General features: G+C 71.3%; 13 protein-coding genes. 4 read left to right on the forward strand and 9 right to left on the reverse strand.

From position 1 onward, the window contains the following. Positions 1-21 precede the first annotated feature (21 nt). Entirely contained in the window at positions 22-1197 is a 1176-nt protein-coding gene (locus tag BXA11_RS27580) for an FAD-dependent oxidoreductase (RefSeq protein ID WP_076439183.1), read from the forward strand. Positions 1198-1228: 31 nt separating this feature from the next. Here BXA11_RS27580 and BXA11_RS27585 read toward each other — a convergent pair whose 3' ends face one another. Beyond that, entirely contained in the window at positions 1229-1561 is a 333-nt protein-coding gene (locus BXA11_RS27585) for a winged helix-turn-helix transcriptional regulator (RefSeq protein ID WP_076439185.1), read from the reverse strand. A 122-nt stretch (positions 1562-1683) separates the two neighbouring features. Between BXA11_RS27585 and BXA11_RS27590 the strand changes: the two genes are divergently transcribed. Both BXA11_RS27590 and BXA11_RS27595 read left to right on the forward strand, forming a co-directional pair. After that, on the forward strand, positions 1684-2535 hold the full coding sequence (locus tag BXA11_RS27590) for an MBL fold metallo-hydrolase (protein ID WP_076439187.1): 852 nt from the start codon (positions 1684-1686) through the stop codon (positions 2533-2535). Next, a complete protein-coding gene (locus tag BXA11_RS27595) occupies positions 2532-3410 on the forward strand; it encodes an alpha/beta hydrolase (protein WP_076439189.1) in 879 nt (292 codons plus the stop codon). Before BXA11_RS27590 ends, BXA11_RS27595 begins: the two co-directional genes overlap by 4 nt. Positions 3411-3555: 145 nt before the next feature. Here the strand turns inward: BXA11_RS27595 and BXA11_RS27600 are convergent, their stop codons facing one another. The 7 genes from BXA11_RS27600 to topA all read right to left on the reverse strand — a co-directional run bounded on the left by BXA11_RS27600 (position 3556) and on the right by topA (position 14279). After that, entirely contained in the window at positions 3556-4401 is an 846-nt protein-coding gene (locus tag BXA11_RS27600; RefSeq protein WP_373320635.1) for a PSP1 domain-containing protein, read from the reverse strand. A 141-nt stretch (positions 4402-4542) separates the two neighbouring features. Next, a complete protein-coding gene (locus BXA11_RS27605) occupies positions 4543-6069 on the reverse strand; it encodes a hypothetical protein (RefSeq protein ID WP_076439191.1) in 1527 nt (508 codons plus the stop codon). Continuing rightward, the gene (locus BXA11_RS27610; RefSeq protein ID WP_063754606.1) at positions 6066-6623 is read right to left on the reverse strand and encodes a SigE family RNA polymerase sigma factor; all 558 of its coding nucleotides are present in this window, start codon (positions 6621-6623) and stop codon (positions 6066-6068) included. The genes BXA11_RS27605 and BXA11_RS27610 overlap by 4 nt, the downstream gene beginning before the upstream one ends. Before the next feature lie 40 nt (positions 6624-6663). Then, positions 6664-7836 (reverse strand): DNA polymerase III subunit delta', encoded by a 1173-nt coding sequence (locus BXA11_RS27615; RefSeq protein ID WP_076439193.1) that lies wholly within the window; start codon positions 7834-7836, stop codon positions 6664-6666. A gap of 6 nt (positions 7837-7842) precedes the next feature. Beyond that, positions 7843-9906 (reverse strand): dTMP kinase, encoded by a 2064-nt coding sequence (tmk, locus tag BXA11_RS27620; protein WP_076439194.1) that lies wholly within the window; start codon positions 9904-9906, stop codon positions 7843-7845. A gap of 155 nt (positions 9907-10061) precedes the next feature. Beyond that, complete coding sequence (locus BXA11_RS27625) at positions 10062-11384, reverse strand: metallophosphoesterase (protein ID WP_239105148.1); 1323 nt, start codon at positions 11382-11384, stop codon at positions 10062-10064. Between the two features lie 189 nt (positions 11385-11573). Continuing rightward, the gene (topA, locus tag BXA11_RS27630) at positions 11574-14279 is read right to left on the reverse strand and encodes a type I DNA topoisomerase (protein ID WP_083744627.1); all 2706 of its coding nucleotides are present in this window, start codon (positions 14277-14279) and stop codon (positions 11574-11576) included. Between the two features lie 234 nt (positions 14280-14513). Between topA and BXA11_RS27635 the strand changes: the two genes are divergently transcribed. Beyond that, entirely contained in the window at positions 14514-14705 is a 192-nt protein-coding gene (locus tag BXA11_RS27635) for a DUF5703 family protein (RefSeq protein WP_205831154.1), read from the forward strand. A gap of 333 nt (positions 14706-15038) precedes the next feature. On the opposite strand, the gene BXA11_RS27640 is transcribed toward BXA11_RS27635, so the two are convergent. Next, a partial coding sequence (locus BXA11_RS27640; RefSeq protein WP_076439198.1) for a chaplin family protein occupies positions 15039-16096 on the reverse strand: 1058 nt, incomplete at its 5' end.

A 16096-nucleotide genomic window follows, 5' to 3' on the forward strand; every position in this document is an offset into this window, starting at 1 on the left:
ACTCATGGCGGGCTTACGTTCATGCCAACAACCGTTGACAAAGGAGACGCCGTGAACGCCGAAGTGCTCATCATCGGAGCCGGACCCGCCGGGCTCACCGCCGCGATCGTCCTGGCCCAGCACGGCCGGCAGGTCATGATCGTGGACGCGCAGGCGGAGGGCGCCAACACCTCTCGCGCCGCCGTCGTGCACGCACGCACCCTGGAAGTCCTGGAGCCGTACGGCGTGGCGGACCGGCTGGCCGCGCACGGCATCCACATTCCGGTCTTCACCATCCGCGACCGCGACAAGGCGCTGGTGCCGGTGCCCTTCGGCGGCCTGCCCACCGCCTACCCCTACACCCTGATGATCTCCCAGGCCGACACCGAGGCCCACCTGCTGGCCCGCCTGCACGAGCTCGGCGGCAAGGTGACGAGGCCCGCCCGGGTGAGCCGCGTCGAGCAGGACGCCGACGGCGTCACCGCCACTCTGGACGACGGGCAGCAGATCCGGGCCGCCTACCTGATCGGCGCCGACGGCATGAACAGCACCGTCCGCCAGAGCGCCGGGATCGGCTTCACCGGCGGCACGTACGCCGAGTCGTTCGTCCTGAGCGACGTCCGCCTGTCCGGCGGGGTGCCGCAGAACGAGGTCACTCTGTACTTCTCGCCCGCCGGAATGGTCGTCGTCGCCCCGCTGCCCGGCGGCCTGCACCGCATCGTCGCCACCGTGGACGAGGCCCCCAAAGACCCCGGCATCCCCTTCGTGCAGCACCTGCTCGACACCCGCGGCCCCGAGGCCGAGCCCGCGCGGGTGCAGGAGCTGATCTGGAGCTCGCGCTTCCGGGTCCACCACCGCATCGCCGACACCTACCGCCAGGGCCGCATCCTGCTGGCCGGCGACGCCGCCCACGTCCACTCGCCCGCCGGCGGCCAGGGCATGAACCTGGGCATCGACGACGCCGTGCACCTGGGCGAGGCGCTGGCCCGGGTGCTCGACGGTGAACCGGACAGCCTGCTCGACTCCTATGCGGCCACCCGCCGTGCGCAGGCCGAGCAGGTGGTCGCCCTCGCGGGGCGGCTCACCACGCTGGCCACCGCCGCCACCGGCCGCCGCGTGCTGCGCAACCTCATCATCGCCCTGGCCGGCCGCATCCCCGCCGTCCGCACCCGGCTGGCCTGGCAGTTGTCCGGCCTGAACAGACGGCACGCCGCGTGAACGCCCACTCCACCGGAAGGGTGGGTAGCGGCTATCCACCCGCGTGTTCCACCGCCCAGGCGCAGATGGCGCCCAACGGTTCGCGCAGCGTACGTCCCAGGTCGGTCAGCGCGTACTCCACGTGCTGGGGCGCTGTGTCCTTGATGACCCGCCGTTCGACCATGCCGTCCGTCTCCAGGCCTCGCAGCGTCTCGGTCAGCACCTTCTGAGTGATGCCAGGCAGCCGCCGGCGCAGTTGGCTGTGCCTCTGGGGACCGGCCAGCAGTGCGTAGATCACCAGTACCCGCCACTTCGCCGCGAACCGCTCAAGGGCCTGTCGCGTCGCGCAGCTCTCCTCCAGCATGTCAGGGATCACGGGATCCATGCGGCCCTCCTCCGTATGCCTGCCCCGATGGGCACCGCGAAGTGCCTTCTGGCCCGAAGACCCTGGCACGCCTAGCCTCTCACCATCGCTTCGGCGATCACCAGAAGAACAGGGGCGCAAGCATGAGTGATCTCGTCATCCACACGTACACGGCGGCGGAGCCGGGCCTGTTCGCCAACAGCTACCTGCTGGAGACAGCCGAGGGGGTGGTCCTTGTCGATGGCAACCTGCTCGTCTCCGACGCCCGGGCCCTCGCGGCGCGCCTGGCCGCGCTCCGCAAACCACTACTCGGAGCGTTCGTCACCCACGCACACCCCGACCACTTCAACGGCCTGCCGTACGTGGTGGACGAGGACGTGCCGGTTCACGCCTCGGTCGCGGTGGCCGAGACGATCGAGCAGATCGCCGTGCCCAAGCGGGAGCAGTGGCAGCCGGTGTACGGCGACGAGTGGCCCGACCGGTATCGGGTACCCGACCGCCTTCTGAAGGAGGGGGACATCGTTGAGGTCGCCGGCCTGCGGGTCCGGATACACGACCTTGGGCCGGCGGAGAGCCATGCCGACTCCTATCTCCTGGTGGAGGCGGGCGGGAGACGGGTGGCGTTCACAGGCGACCTGGCGTTCGGCGGAACGCACCCCTACACCGCGGACGGGCACTCCACGGCCTGGCTGCACGTCCTGGATCGCGTGATGGACGAGCTGGACGGTCTGGTGCTCTACCCGGGCCACGGCTCCCCGAGCGACAGCGGCATGTTCGTCCGGCAACGGCAGTACCTGCTGCTGTACCGGGAGGTCGTGCGGCGGCTGGCCGGGGACGGCCCCTCGCTGACGGATCGGCAGAAGCAGGAGCTGACCACGGTAATGAGCAGATTCCTGCCGGATGCGCCCCTGGAGTGGCTCATCGGTCTGGGCGCCGACGCGGTGGCCTCCGAACTGTCCACCCTGGCCACCACATCGGGGGAGGCCGGGCGATGACAGCCACGGTACGGACCGAGCGGGTCACCTTCTCGGCAGCCGGTGTAAAGCTCGTCGGAGAGCTCAGGTTGCCCGAACGGCTCGAACCCTCACCCGCCGTCGCCCTCACCGGGCCCTTCACCGGGGTGAAAGAGCAGGTCACGGGGCTGTATGCGGAGCGACTGGCCCGGGCGGGTCTGGTCACTTTGGCTTTCGACCATCGAGGGTTCGGTGAGAGCGGAGGGCGCCGAGGGCACGAGGACAGCGAGGGCAAGCTCGCCGACCTGCGCTCCGCGGTGAGCCTGCTCGCCCGCCGGGCAGAGGTCGACCCGGGCCGGATCGGCCTCGCCGGGGTGTGCCTCGGCGGCGGGTACGCGGTGCGGGCGGCCGCCGCCGACCCACGGGTGAAGGCCGTCGCCGGAATCGCAGGCGCCTACAACAACCCGGCCTGGTTCGCCGAGCAAATGGGCGACGACGCCTACCGGACCGCGCTCGCGGGTTTCCTCGACCGCTACGACGAGTATCTGCCCGCGGTGGCGCCCGGCGGCGGCGAGGCCGCGATGCCCGGTGACGAGCCGTACGCCTACTACGGCACCTCCCGTTCCGCATCGCCGCACTGGGACAACCGGGTGACCTGGGGGTCGCTCCATTCGCTGATGACCTTCGACGCGCTCGGCGCGGCCCCACTGCTCGCCGCTACGCCGCTACTCGTCGTTCACGGGCGGGTCGACGCGTACTGCGCGCCCGAGTTGGCGGGCACACTCCTCCAGCGGAGCCCGGGAAAAAAGGAGATGCTCTGGCTCGACTGCCGCGAACACATCGACCTGTACGACGTGGAGCCATATGTCACGCGCGCCGCCGAGGCGACGGCGGATTTCCTGCACCGCCATCTGTGACAGCAAGGCCCCGCGCCACGGCATCAGGGAAGCACCTCCACGGCACGAAATCGTTGCGCACCTCCGGGCATGCCGGGGTACGGGCAGCATCGGAGAGATCTTCGATGGCGCACCCATCGGAGAGTTTGACGATCATCGTTGATGGTCAGGTACTCGGGTCGCTCTCGGCCACCGTCTCAGCGTCGCCGTACATCGCGTCATGCTGCTTGCGCGGAGAGCAGACGCTGGCCTTGGAGCAGGCGCAGCGGCGACCGCCCTCGTTGAGGCGGACGATGACGGAGTCGGACGGCACGTTGTGGCCCACCACCGTGCCGGGGCCCTGCGGGGTGTCCACGGCAAGGCCCGTGCGCGGCGCCGACGCCCGGAACTCCTGATAGAGCGGGTGCTCGTATTTCAGGCAGCACATCAGCCGGCCGCAGGCGCCCGCGATCCTGAGCGGGTTGACCGGGAGGTCCTGGTCCTTGGCCATCCGCACCGAGACCGGCTCGAAGTCCTTGAGGAACGTCGCGCAGCAGAGGTCGCGCCCGCAGGGGCCGATGCCGCCCTGGAGCCTGGCCTCGTCACGCGGACCGATCTGGCGCAGCTCCACCCGGGCACGGAGGTTGCGGGCCAGGTCGCGCACGAGAGCGCGGAAGTCGACCCGGTGGGGCGCGGAGAAGTAGACGGTGTAGACGTTGTCGGCGTCCAGGTAGTCGACGCCGACCACCTTCATCGGCAGCTCGTGCCGTTTGATGAGGCGCTTGGACACACTGCGGGCCTCCGCCCTGCGGCGGCGGTTGGTCTCGTCGCGGGCCAGATGCTCCTCGGCCGCGACGCCCTGGCAGACGGGCAGACCCTCGACGTCCTCGCTCACGTACTGCGGCGCCCACACGCACTCGGCGACCTCGGGCCCGGAGTCGGTCGGCACGAGGACCTTGTCGCCCACCTTGGGAGAGTGGCCGCCCGGATCGAGGTAGTAGAGCCGTCCGTAGCGAGTGAAGCTCACGGCCATCATCATGCCCAAGCGCCGGCCCTCCTCGATCCGTACGGCTAACGCGTCCGAACCCACCATACGTGCCGTACGGCACCGGCAATCATCGCCTGTGGACGACCGCGGCGGGGCCGGATCGCCGGCCCCGCCGGAGTGACGCGCCTACCAGGCCACTTTGCCGACGGGCACGCCCTGCGGGGGAACGTCGTAGGAGCGCAGCGTCCGATAGCCGGACGGGGTGATCTCGCCCAGCTCGCCGGGTCTGGAGACCAGGAAGTTCCGGCCGGTGCCGTCCACGTCGAGCATCCCGATCGGAACCACCCCTCTGTCGCCGTGGGCGTAGAGAACCTCGATCTGACGCCCTTCGAGGTCGTACGCCACGATGCCGTCGAAGTCGTCCTTTCTCGCGGCCTCCTCTGCCGTGCTCAGCTTGAGGGTCGTCTGCGCCGCGATCACTCGCGACCCGTCGGGTGTGATCGTGGCCCCGAAAATCAGGGCCGGGGGCGTCCCTGTCGTAGTCGTCAGCTTGATCACACGGGCGTCGTCGAGAGTGCCGGCGACGCCGGTGTCGAGCAGCACCGGATCCCGCGGACCCGAGCAGGCCCAGGCGACCTTCGCGTTCGGAGTGGCATCCGGAGAGCCGCTGGGCTCCGCGCCCATCGACCGCACGCTGCATCCCCATCCGTCCGGCAGGGCCCCGGGGAGATCGGACGCCGCGACGGCGACGTCGGCCCCGGGGCTGTCCGACGCGGAGGGCACCGCCGACGCACCGGCCTCGCCGGGCACTCCCGAGTCCGGCGCGGGGGGCGTCGCCGCGGGGTCGGCGGACGCCGACTCGAAAGCCGCACTCGCCTCCGCACCCGGCGCAGACGTAGCCGTGTTGACCGGTGAAGGCTCCGCACTCGAGTCCGGGGGCTCCGACCTGGGAGGCCGGTGTACTTCCGAGATCCCGAAAGCCGTTCCCATGGCCCTGGTGAGGAGCACGCGGCGTCCGTCCTCTGTCAGGGAGAGATCCCGGATGCTCGCCGGATGCGTCGACGTCCACGTACGGCTGCCGCCGGTCGCGGTGTCGGTGACGACGAGGGACACGCGCGGCTGCTCCGACTCGCAGGAAGACAGCCCGTACGCGAGCGTCGCACCGTCGCCGCTCACCGCGAGCGCGGTGATCTCGGTGCCTCCCGGCGGCGCGTACGGAAGCTCGCCATGTGAGGCGACCTTCCCCTCCCCGTTCAGCGTGAACTGGTACAGCCGTGAGCGGCAGCCGTCCGAGATGGTGGCCGCATAGAAGACTCGGTTGTCTCGCGTCGCCTGGACCGCGAAGAATCCCTCGTCCGTCGCGGGCCGCGGCACGACGTCGGTGCTGCGCCCGTCGGTGACGCTCCTGATCGTGATGTCGCCGGGGTCGCCGATGTGGGCGAGGAAGACGGGGTCGGCGGCCGGGCCGACGGCGATGCCGGCGGCCGTGTCGTCGGTCCCGCCGCCATGGCGCGCGACAGCCGCGCCGCCCGCGACCGCGAGCGTGACGGCGGCCGCCGCCGCGACCGGCATCAGCCACGTCCTGCCCCGTCCGGCGCCCACGTGCATACGGCGGCGGGCCGGGGTGGCCCCCGGGCCGAACGGCGGGACGGCGTCGACCGTCTCCCCCACCGCGTGGGCGGCGTCCTGCAACCGGCGGATGACGTCGTTCATCGGGTCTCTCCCAGGAGGCGGCCGAGCGCGTCGAGCGCCCGGGAGGTGGTGGACTTGACGGTGCCCCGGCTGATCTTCATGACCCGCGCCGTCTCCTCTTCGGACAGCTCGGCGTAGTAACGCAGGACCAGGGCCTCCCGCTGGCGCCGGGGCAGGCGATGAAGGGCCTCCATGACCTCCCGCCGCTCCGCGCCGAGGATCGCGACCGACTCCGCCGACCAGACGGGCGGGTCGTACGTGCCGGCGAACCGGGACGGCAGCCGGCGCCTGCGCAGCACTGTGCGGGCGTTGTTGAGCACCGCGGCGCGCACGTAGAGGAGCGCCTTGTCCCGGTCACGCAGGCGGTCGAAGCGCCGATGCAGGCCGAGGAAAGCCTCCTGCACCACGTCTTCGGCGCTCTCCCGGTCGCCGACCATGATCAGGGCGAGGCGGGTGAGGCCGAGGGCGTGCTCGGCGTAGAGACCGCTGATCGTGTCGTCGGCGCCCGCCGACGGAGACGGGACGGGCACGGGCCCCCCGGGTTGCTGATCCAGATCGAGCGTTTCGGCCTTCATGTACCAGAGACGCCGTACGCCCGCCGGGGTTGCTTGCGTCCTATGCGGGCGAACGGAGCGCGAGGGTCATGGCCTCGACCGCGATCTGCGGGTTCACGTTGGCCGCCAGCCGCTCCCGGCACTGCATGATCGCGTCCGTACGGCGGACCGTCTGCTCGGGGGTGGACGCCCGCGCGACGGCCTCCACCTCGTGCCTGCGGTCCTCGTTGGCCAGCTCGACCGGCGCACCGAACTGCACGGCCAGCACGTCGCGGTAGAACGCCACGAGTTCGAGCAGCGCGAGGTCGAGGGAGTCGCGCTTGATACGGGTCGCCCGCGACTTCTGCATGGTCTCGAGCTCCTTGATCGCGCCCGCGCCGCCCCGGACGAGGCCCTTGTTGAGCCCCTTGCCTGAGGAGCCCTCGCCGTAGACCTTGCGCAGCTCGGCCGTCTCGGCCTCGTTCAGCGCGGTCGTGGCCGCGTCGGCGTCCTCGGTGGAGGTCTTCACCAGCCGCTCGGCGGCGGTGATGCACTCCGCCACACCCGTCAGCGACCGGGGGATCGACAGCACCTCGTCGCGCCGGCGCCGCGTCTCCTCGTCCAGCGCGAGCCGCCGCGCCCGGCCGATGTCCCCCTGGGCCGCCCGCGCGGCGTCGAGCGCCACGTCGTGGGGCACCCCGTCGCGGGTCACCAGCACGTTCGCGACGGCCTCGGTGGAGGGCGTGCCCAGCGTCACGACCCGGCAGCGCGAGCGGATCGTGATGATCATGTCGTCCGGGGAGGGCGCGCACAGCAGCCACACGGTCCGCAGCGGCGGCTCCTCGATGGCCTTGAGCAGGGCGTTGGCCGCCGCCTCCGTCACCCGGTCGGCGTCCTCGAACAACACGATCCGCCACCGGCCGAGCGTGGGCGCCCCCGCCGCCTTGAGCACGAGATCGCGCGTCTGCCGCACGCTGTACGACAGGCCCTCGGGCCGGACGAACGTGACGTCCGGGTGCGAGCCGACCTCGACCTGATGGCAGGCGTCGCAGTGGCCGCACCCCTGGTCGGGGCAGAGCAGCGAGGCCGCGAACGCCGTGGCGGCCGCGGTCCGCAGGGCCGGCCCGGTGAACAGCCAGGCGTGGGTCATGCCCGCGCCGCGGCCTCCGGCGACGACCTCCGCGGCGGCCGACGCGGCCCGCCGCATCACGTCGATCGCCCGGTCCTGCCCGATCAGATCCCCGAAAACGGTCATGTGCCGCTACCCGAAGTCGCGGATGGCGGGCATCGTGCCGGTGGCCTCCTCGGCCTCCTGCGGCACCGGGTCGGGCAGGATCTCCCGCACCCGGTCCTGGATCAGGCGCGTCACCTCCCGCTGGTCGAGCGTGCCGTCCACCATGAGGTAGCGGTCGGGGTCGGCCGCCGCCAGCGCCCGGAACTCCCGCCGCACCCGCTCGTGGAACTCCAGCGGCTCGGCCTCGATGCGGTCGGCGGGCGAGGCCATCCGCCGCAGCCCGACCGCGGGCGGCACGTCGATGAGCACGGTCAGGTCGGGGACGAGGCCACCCGTCGCCCACCTGTTGATCCTCGCGACGTCCTCCTGGTCGAGCGACCGCCCGGCGCCCTGGTAGGCCAGCGACGAGTCCACGTACCTGTCGGAGATCACCGTCGAGCCGTGCCGCAGGGCGGGCCTGATGACCTTCTCCACGTGCTCGGCCCGGTCGGCGGCGTACAGCATCGCCTCGGCCCGCGGGGACAGGCCCTGGTGGGCGGCGTCGAGCAGGATCGCCCGCAACCGCATGCCGACCTTGGTCGAGCCCGGCTCGCGGGTCTGCACGACGTCGAAGCCCTGGTCGCGCAGCCAGATCGCGAGCAGCCGCGACTGGGTGGTCTTGCCCGAGCCCTCGCCGCCTTCGAAGGCGATGAACAGACCGCGCTCGGGGTCGGTCTCCTCCGGCTCGAATCGCCGCCCGCGCAGGGCGGTCAGCAGGTCGACCGCGATGGGAACCCCCCGCCGGTCGTCCATGTGCCGCAGCGCGACCACCCCGACGGCGATCGCCAGCAGCGCGCCCAGGAGCAGCACGAGGTTCGTGCCGTCGAAGCGGTAGCTGATCCCGGCGACCCCGAGGGCGTGCGTGCCGAACAACGCGGCCAGCGTCGAGGCCACCGCCACGACCAGCAGCAGCACCACCCGGGCCAGCGACTGCAGGAAGGAGAACGTGCGGCCGCGCAGCCCGTCCTCCACCTCCAGGCCGATCACGGTGTAGCCGATGATCCAGGCGATGCCGGCGCAGGCGCCGAGCACCACGGTCAGCACGACCACGACGACCAGGTTCTGGATGAGCGCGACGGCGGCCAGCGTCAGGCCCGCGAGCATGATCGACAGCCCGAACAGCCGCCGCCTGGACAGGCCCTTCAGCAGCCTCAGGCCGAAGAACATGCCGAACGCCATGCCGAGGAAGACGGCGCAGAACACGGCGCCGTACCCCGCGTCGCCGCCACCCAAGGCCTGCACGTACGCCTTGGCGACGCCGATGACGGCGCCTCCGGCGGCGAACGCCCCGAGCATCCCGATGATCAGGCCGCGCACGACGCGGTCGCCGCCGACGAACCGCCATCCCTCGGTGATCTGCCGGAGCACCGAGGGCGCGGACACGTGCCTGACGTGGTTCTTCGGAATGGCCCGCAGGGTGAAGACCATCACGGCGGAGGCCAGGTAGGCCAGCGCGTTGGCGTACAGCGCGATGCTGGTGGCCGCGACGTCGAACGACGGAGCGGCCGCCGAGATCGTCGTGACCACGCCCGACACGATCGCGAACAGCGCCGCGGCCACGGGGGCGGTGCCGTACGTCACCAGGAGGTTGAGCTGGTTGGCCTCCTCGAGCCGCTCCTTGGGCACGAGATTGGGCACGGTGGCGTCCTTGGCGGGCACCCAGAAGAGGTTCACGCACTCGACCAGGAACGTCGCGATGATCACCCACTGGTAGTTGCCGACCAGCGGGATCGACAGCACCACCGCGAACCTCGCGAGGTCGGCGACGACCATCGTCAGCCTGCGGTCGAACCGGTCGGCCACCGCTCCCGCGAGCGGGCCGAGCAGGATCGCGGGCAGCATCTTGGCGATGAAGACGCCGCCGATGGCGAGGCTCTGCGCTTGGAAGCCCGACCCCGCGGTCAGGTTACCGGCCAGCGCGGTCAGCGCGATGATGTTGAGCCAGTCGCCGAGGCTGCACGTCGCCATCGCCGTCCACAGCCTGCGGAACGGCGCGTTCGTCAGCACGTGCGGCTGCTTGCGTCGCGCGGCGGCCCGGCCAGGGGTGCTCATGATGTCAGCGTATCCAGGTGCTCGCTGGGCTTGGGAGACGGACGAGCGGGCCGCTGGGGCCTGCCCGTCGCCTGAGGGTATTACGTCCGCCTCGTCCTCGCTGTCGAGATGGCGCCAATGCTCTGCCCGGTTCCGTTTCCGGGGGTCCGGCGCGGTCAGGCGCGCAGCTCGATGAGGGTGATCTCGGGAGGCGCGCCCACCCGGACCGGCGGCCCCCAGAAGCCCGCCCCTCGTGTCACGTAGACCTGGGTATCGCCGCCGCCCGTGCGCGGCACGCTCGCCAGCCCCGCGACCACGGGCTGCTGCAGCGGCACGAGCAGGTTGAACGGCGCCATCTGCCCGCCGTGGGTGTGCCCGGAGAGCTGGAGATCGACGCCGTGCGCGGCGGCCTGCGTCACCTGGACGGGCTGATGGGCCATGAGCACGACGGGCCGGTTCGCGTCGCGGCCCCCGAGCGCCTTGCCCAGGTCCGGGCCGTCGCCCGACGGCACGCCGTTGAGGTCGTTGACGCCCGCGAGGTCCAGTACGGCGCCCGCGTGCCGGATCTCGACCCGCTCGTTGCGCAGCGGCCGGACGCCCAGCGAGCGCAACTCCTCGATCCACTCCTGGGGGCCCTCGGCGGTGTAGTACTCGTGGTTGCCGGTGACGAAATACGCGCCATAGCGGGATTCGAGGGACCCGAGCGGTGTGGCGAGACGACCGAGCTCGGCCACCGTGCCGTCCACCAGGTCGCCCACGATCGTCACCGCGTCGGCCTCCAGGCCGTTGATCATCCGGACGATCCGCTCCGTGTGGCCGCGGCCGGTCAGCGGGCCGAGATGGATGTCGCTGACGACCGCGATGCGCAGCCCGCTCATCCGGGGGTCGAGCCGGGGCAGGCGGATCGGCACCCGCTCGATCACCGGATCCCCGAGGGCCATGCTCACGCCGTAACCCACGGTCGCGAGCGCTCCCGCGGCCACGACGGCGGAGGCCGTGCGGGAGATGAACAGCCGCCGGTCGATCGCCGGCGTGCCCGCCGCGGCCTCCTCCGCCACCGGCATGCCGGTCGTGGCCGTGCCGTGAGCGGTGGCGCCTCCCCCGGCCGCCGCGCCGGCGAGGACCACCTCGTCCACCGGCGCCGCTTCCTCCTCGGCCCGCTCGGCCGGAGCGGCGGCTTCGGCCGCACGGCGGCGCCGGGACACGACGAACGTCGCGACCGCCCGGGGCACCTCCATGACCAGGCCGAACACGAACAGATAGAACATCACGGCCAGCCACAGGTAGCCGGGCCAGGCCACGACCCGCTCCACGTCCATGCCGAGGCCGAGCCGGCTCCCGCCGAAGGTCACCACCATCAGGACGGCGAGGACCACGAGCGCCCACGTCAGCACCCGGCGCGAACGCGATCCCGGCGTCGTGGACGCCCTGACCAGCCTCCGCCACAGATAGGCGTGCACGACGACGACGGCCGCCACAATCATGCCGACGAACCCCACGAGAACTCCCCTCGACCGGCTGGCGATCAAGGGCCGGCTGACGACGATGCTACGAGCTGACAGCGACAGCCGCGTCCGTTGTCCACAGCCGGGGTCCGGCTGTGGACAAGTCGCGAAGCCATACAGGCACGCCACCGCGCCATGCGAGGACCCCGGGTCAGCGGACCAGGGTCAGCGCGGGGACCGGGGTCAGGACTTCCCTGCGGGCTTCTTCGTGGCGGTCCTGGCACGGGTCGTGCGCTTGGGGGCCGGAGCCCGCTCCCGCCGCTCGGCCAGCAGCTCCGCCGCCCGCTCCAGCGTGATGTCCTCGACCGTGTCGCCCTTGCGCAGGGACGCGTTGGTCTCGCCGTCGGTGACGTAGGGACCGAAACGGCCCTCCTTCACCACGACCGGCTTCTTGGAGTTCGGGTCCTCGCCCAGCTCACGAAGGGGCGGCGCGGCGGCGGCACGACCGCGTCCGCGGGCCTTCGGCTGCGCGAACAGCTCCTTGGCCTGCTCGATCGTGACCGTCAGCAGGTCCTCCTCGGACGGCAGCGACCGCGAGTCGGTGCCCTTCTTGATGTAGGGCCCGAACTTGCCGTTCTGCGCGGTCACCTCCTCGCCGTCGATCTGGCCGACGACCCGGGGAAGCTGGAGCAGCTTCAGCGCCTGCTCCAGCGTGATCGTGTCCAGGTCCATCGACTTGAACAGCGAGCTCGTCCGCGGCTTGGGCGCGTCCGCCTTCTTCGTCCGCTTCTTGCCGTCCTCCGGCGCCGGCTCCTCGGGCAGGATCTCCGTGACGTACGGGCCGTAACGGCCGTCCTTGGCCACGATTTTCCGGCCGGTCGCCGGGTCGACGCCCAGCTCGCGGTCGCCGCTCGGGCGCGAGAACAGCTCCTCGGCCTTCTCGGCGGTCAGCTCGTCCGGCGCCATGTCCTCCGGGATGTTCACCCGGGCGCCGTCGCGGTCGAGGTAGGGCCCGTAGCGGCCGACCCTGATCACGATGTCCGTCCCCCTGATCGGGAACGAGCTGATCTCCTTGGCGTCGATCTCGCCGAGGTCGGTGACCATCTCCTTCAGGCCCTCGTCGCCGTCCTCGCCGCCGAAGTAGAAACGGCGCAGCTCGGGCACCCGCTCGGCCCGGTCGTTGGCGATGTCGTCGAGGACCTTCTCCATCTCGGCCGTGAAGTCGTAGTCGACCAGGTTGCCGAAGTGCTGTTCGAGCAGGTTGACCACGGCGAACGCGAGGAACGACGGCACCAGGGCGGTGCCCTTCTTGAACACGTAGCCCCGGTCGAGGATCGTTCCGATGATCGACGCGTACGTCGACGGCCGCCCGATCTCGCGGTCCTCCAGCTCCTTGACCAGCGACGCCTCGGTGTAGCGCGCGGGCGGCTTGGTCGAGTGCCCGAGCGCGGTCAGCTCGGCCGCCGTGAGCCGGTCGCCCTCGGCCAGCGTGGGCAGGCGCTTCTCCGAGTCGTCCCGGTCGGTCGAGGGGTCGTCCGCGCCCTCCACGTACGCCTTGAGGAAGCCGTGGAAGGTGATGGTCCGTCCGGTGGCGCTGAACTCCACGCTCTCGTTCGCGCTGGACGTGCCGCCCACCTTGACCGACACCGACTCGCCGACGGCGTCCTTCATCTGGGAGGCGACCGTACGCTGCCAGATCAGCTCGTACAGGCGGAACATGTCCCCGGACAGGCCGGTCTCGCCCGGCGTGCGGAACTCCTCGCCGGACGGCCGGATGGCCTCGTGCGCCTCCTGGGCGTTCTTCACCTTGCTGGTGTAGACGCGCGGCTTGTCCGGCACGTACGCCGGGCCGTACAGCTTGATCGCCTGGCTGCGGGCGGCGGCGACGGCGGTCTCCGACAGCGTGATGCTGTCGGTTCGCATGTAGGTGATGTAGCCGTTCTCGTAGAGCCGCTGGGCCACCTGCATCGTGTACTTGGCGGAGAAGCCCAGCTTGCGGCTCGCCTCCTGCTGCAGGGTCGTGGTCCGGAACGGCGCGTACGGCTTGCGCGTGTACGGCTTGCGCTCGACCGACCGCACCGCGTAGGCCACGCCCGCGAGGCGGCCGACGAGGGCCGTCGCCGCGGCCTCGTCGAGGTGGAGGACGTCGGAGCCCTTCAGCCTGCCGGTGGAGGCGAAGTCGCGGCCCTGGGCCACGCGCCTGCCGTCCACGCCGGTCAGCGTTGCGGAGAACGTCCGGGGGTCGTCGCCCGCCCGGCCGGTGTCGAACAGCGCCTGGAGGTCCCAGTAGTGGGCGGCGGTGAACGCCATGCGCTCCCGCTCACGCTCCACCACGAGCCTGGTGGCGACCGACTGGACACGACCGGCGGAAAGCCGCGGCTTGACCTTCTTCCACAGGACCGGGCTGACCTCGTAGCCGTACAGACGGTCGAGGATGCGCCGGGTCTCCTGGGCGTCGACCAGCCGGAGGTTGAGATCACGGGGGTTGGAGACCGCGTCCCTGATCGCATGCGGGGTGATCTCGTGGAACACCATGCGGTGCACCGGGATCTTGGGCTTGAGCACCTCGCGCAGGTGCCAGGCGATGGCCTCACCCTCCCGGTCCTCGTCGGTGGCGAGGTAGAGCTCGTCGGCTTCCTTGAGAAGCTGCTTGAGCTTGGACACCTGCGACTTCTTGTCCGGGTTCACGACGTAGAGCGGCTCGAACTCGTGGTCGACGTTCACCCCGAGGCGGGCCCATGCCTCGCTCTTGTACTTCTCCGGGATGTCATCGGCCTTCTCCGGAAGATCGCGAATGTGGCCGATGCTCGACTCGACGATGTAGCCGCGCCCGAGGTACCCGGCGATCGTCTTCGCCTTCGCGGGCGATTCCACGATCACCAGGCGGGTTCCGCCGGCGTTGCCGTTGTTGGCTGGCACGCTGCTTCCTACCTCGCTGTCCGCTGTCATTCCCCGTACTGCCGGGCTTCGTACTCCCCGGCTCATGACACCCTCGTCGTCCGGGCCGGGGGCGCTTACCCCCTGGAGGCGCCGACGAGGCGCCGCTTTGAAGGTACCTGCCGCCGGACGTTCCTCCCCCTCGGGCTACCCGGTTATGTCCGGGAATGTAACCCGCCTGGCGCTGTTATCCACGGAGACGCAGAATAGAGCCCAACCGAGTTCCCTAGCACGCCCCGGAGACCAATGGCTGTGCTCGACTACTCCTATCTGGACCTGTATCTCCCTCGGGACACCCCTCGCGAGGCGGCGAGGCAGATGCTCACGGAGCATGCCGAGCACGGAGATTGGGAGCTGGAGCGGTTACGCCTTTATCCCGACGGCAGCAGGCGTGTCCGGCTGCGTCGGAAGATCATACGAGCCGCGCGGACCATGTGACCCCCGAGGGCGCGGACGCCACGGTCAAAAGGGCTTTGCCCATCCGCAATGTCATCGATGCCATGACCGTAGTGCTCCCATCCGTCTCGAAACAGTACCGGACAAAAGGGCTTTGCCCGCCCCGGGCCGCGCCCCCGGAACGGGCAAAGCGTTCGTGCCCCCTCCACTGGTGGTGGGGGGCGTTCTGGTCGCCCGCGCCGGAAGCATCTGGCAGACGCTCCCTGGCGCGGGCGAGCGATATCCCTCGCCTCCGTCAGCCGCGCGCCGCCGGATCACTTCCGCACGGCCGTCGCCGCCGGAGGTGTTCCCGTGCCGTCACGCGCGGCCGTACGACTACTTGCGGCCGAACCGGAAGCGGCGGGTGACGGCGAACAGGCTCGCCGAAGCGGCGAACATGGCGCCGAGGGCCAGGGCGAGGAACGACGCCGGGTTCATCCCGGTCAGGCCGACCGGCTGCTCCGCGCTCATCAGCTTGAGCCCGCTCAGCTTGTCCAGCGGCAGCACGCCGGCGCTCTTCCCGAGGTCGCCGGTCGGCAGGTTGCGCGCCGTGTCGGCGACGGGCAGCGAGGCGGTCGCGTCCTCCAGCGTCTGGGTGGCGGTCAGCGAGCGGGTCGCGTCGTCGAGCGTGCCACCGGCCTTGGAGACGGCCGCGGGGGTGCTGCCGGCCTTCTTGCCCTTCGCGGCGGGCAGGCTCGGCGTCTCCGGCAGGCCGAGCATGTTCGGCAGGTCGCCGACGACCGGAGCGGACGGAGTCGCGGCGGCGCTCATCGGCTGCACCGTGTGCTTGCCCGACAGCACCGACGCGCCCGGCATGGCGGGCATGGCCCCGCCGCGGGCGGCCTTGTGCTGCGGGTGGGCCCAGTGGCCGCTGCTCTTCCAGCCGCCGCCCACCTGGGCGCCGCCCAGGCATCCCGCGGCGGCGTCGCCGAGCACGGCCACCGCGTTGCCGCAGATGTTGATCGGCGCGGTGATCGGGGCGACGATCTGGTTGCCCGCGAGGATCCCGTGCCGGCCCGAGGTGATGTTGCCACCCGCGCCGGCGCCGCCGCCGAGGACCGAGGCGCCGCCCCGGCAGCCCGCCTGGGACTTGCCGATGACCGACACCGCGTTGCCGCAGAGGTTGATCGGCGCGGTGATGGGGGCGACGATCTGGTTGCCGCCCAGGATCGAGCCGCGGCCGGACGTGACGTTGCCGCCCGCGCCCTTGCCGCCGTGCCTGCTCCAGCCGCCGATCACGGTCGCGCCGCCGCGGCAGCCCGCGAAGGCGTCGCCCGCGATCGCGATGGCGTTGCCGCAGACGTTGATCGGCACGGTGATCGGCGCGACCACCTGGTTGCCGCCGCCGACGCTGTGCACCCCGCTGGTGCGGTTGCCGCCCGCGCCCCCGCCGG

Origin of the sequence: Microbispora rosea, from assembly GCF_900156315.1 — a bacterium.
GTDB classification, from domain to species: domain Bacteria; phylum Actinomycetota; class Actinomycetes; order Streptosporangiales; family Streptosporangiaceae; genus Microbispora; species Microbispora rosea.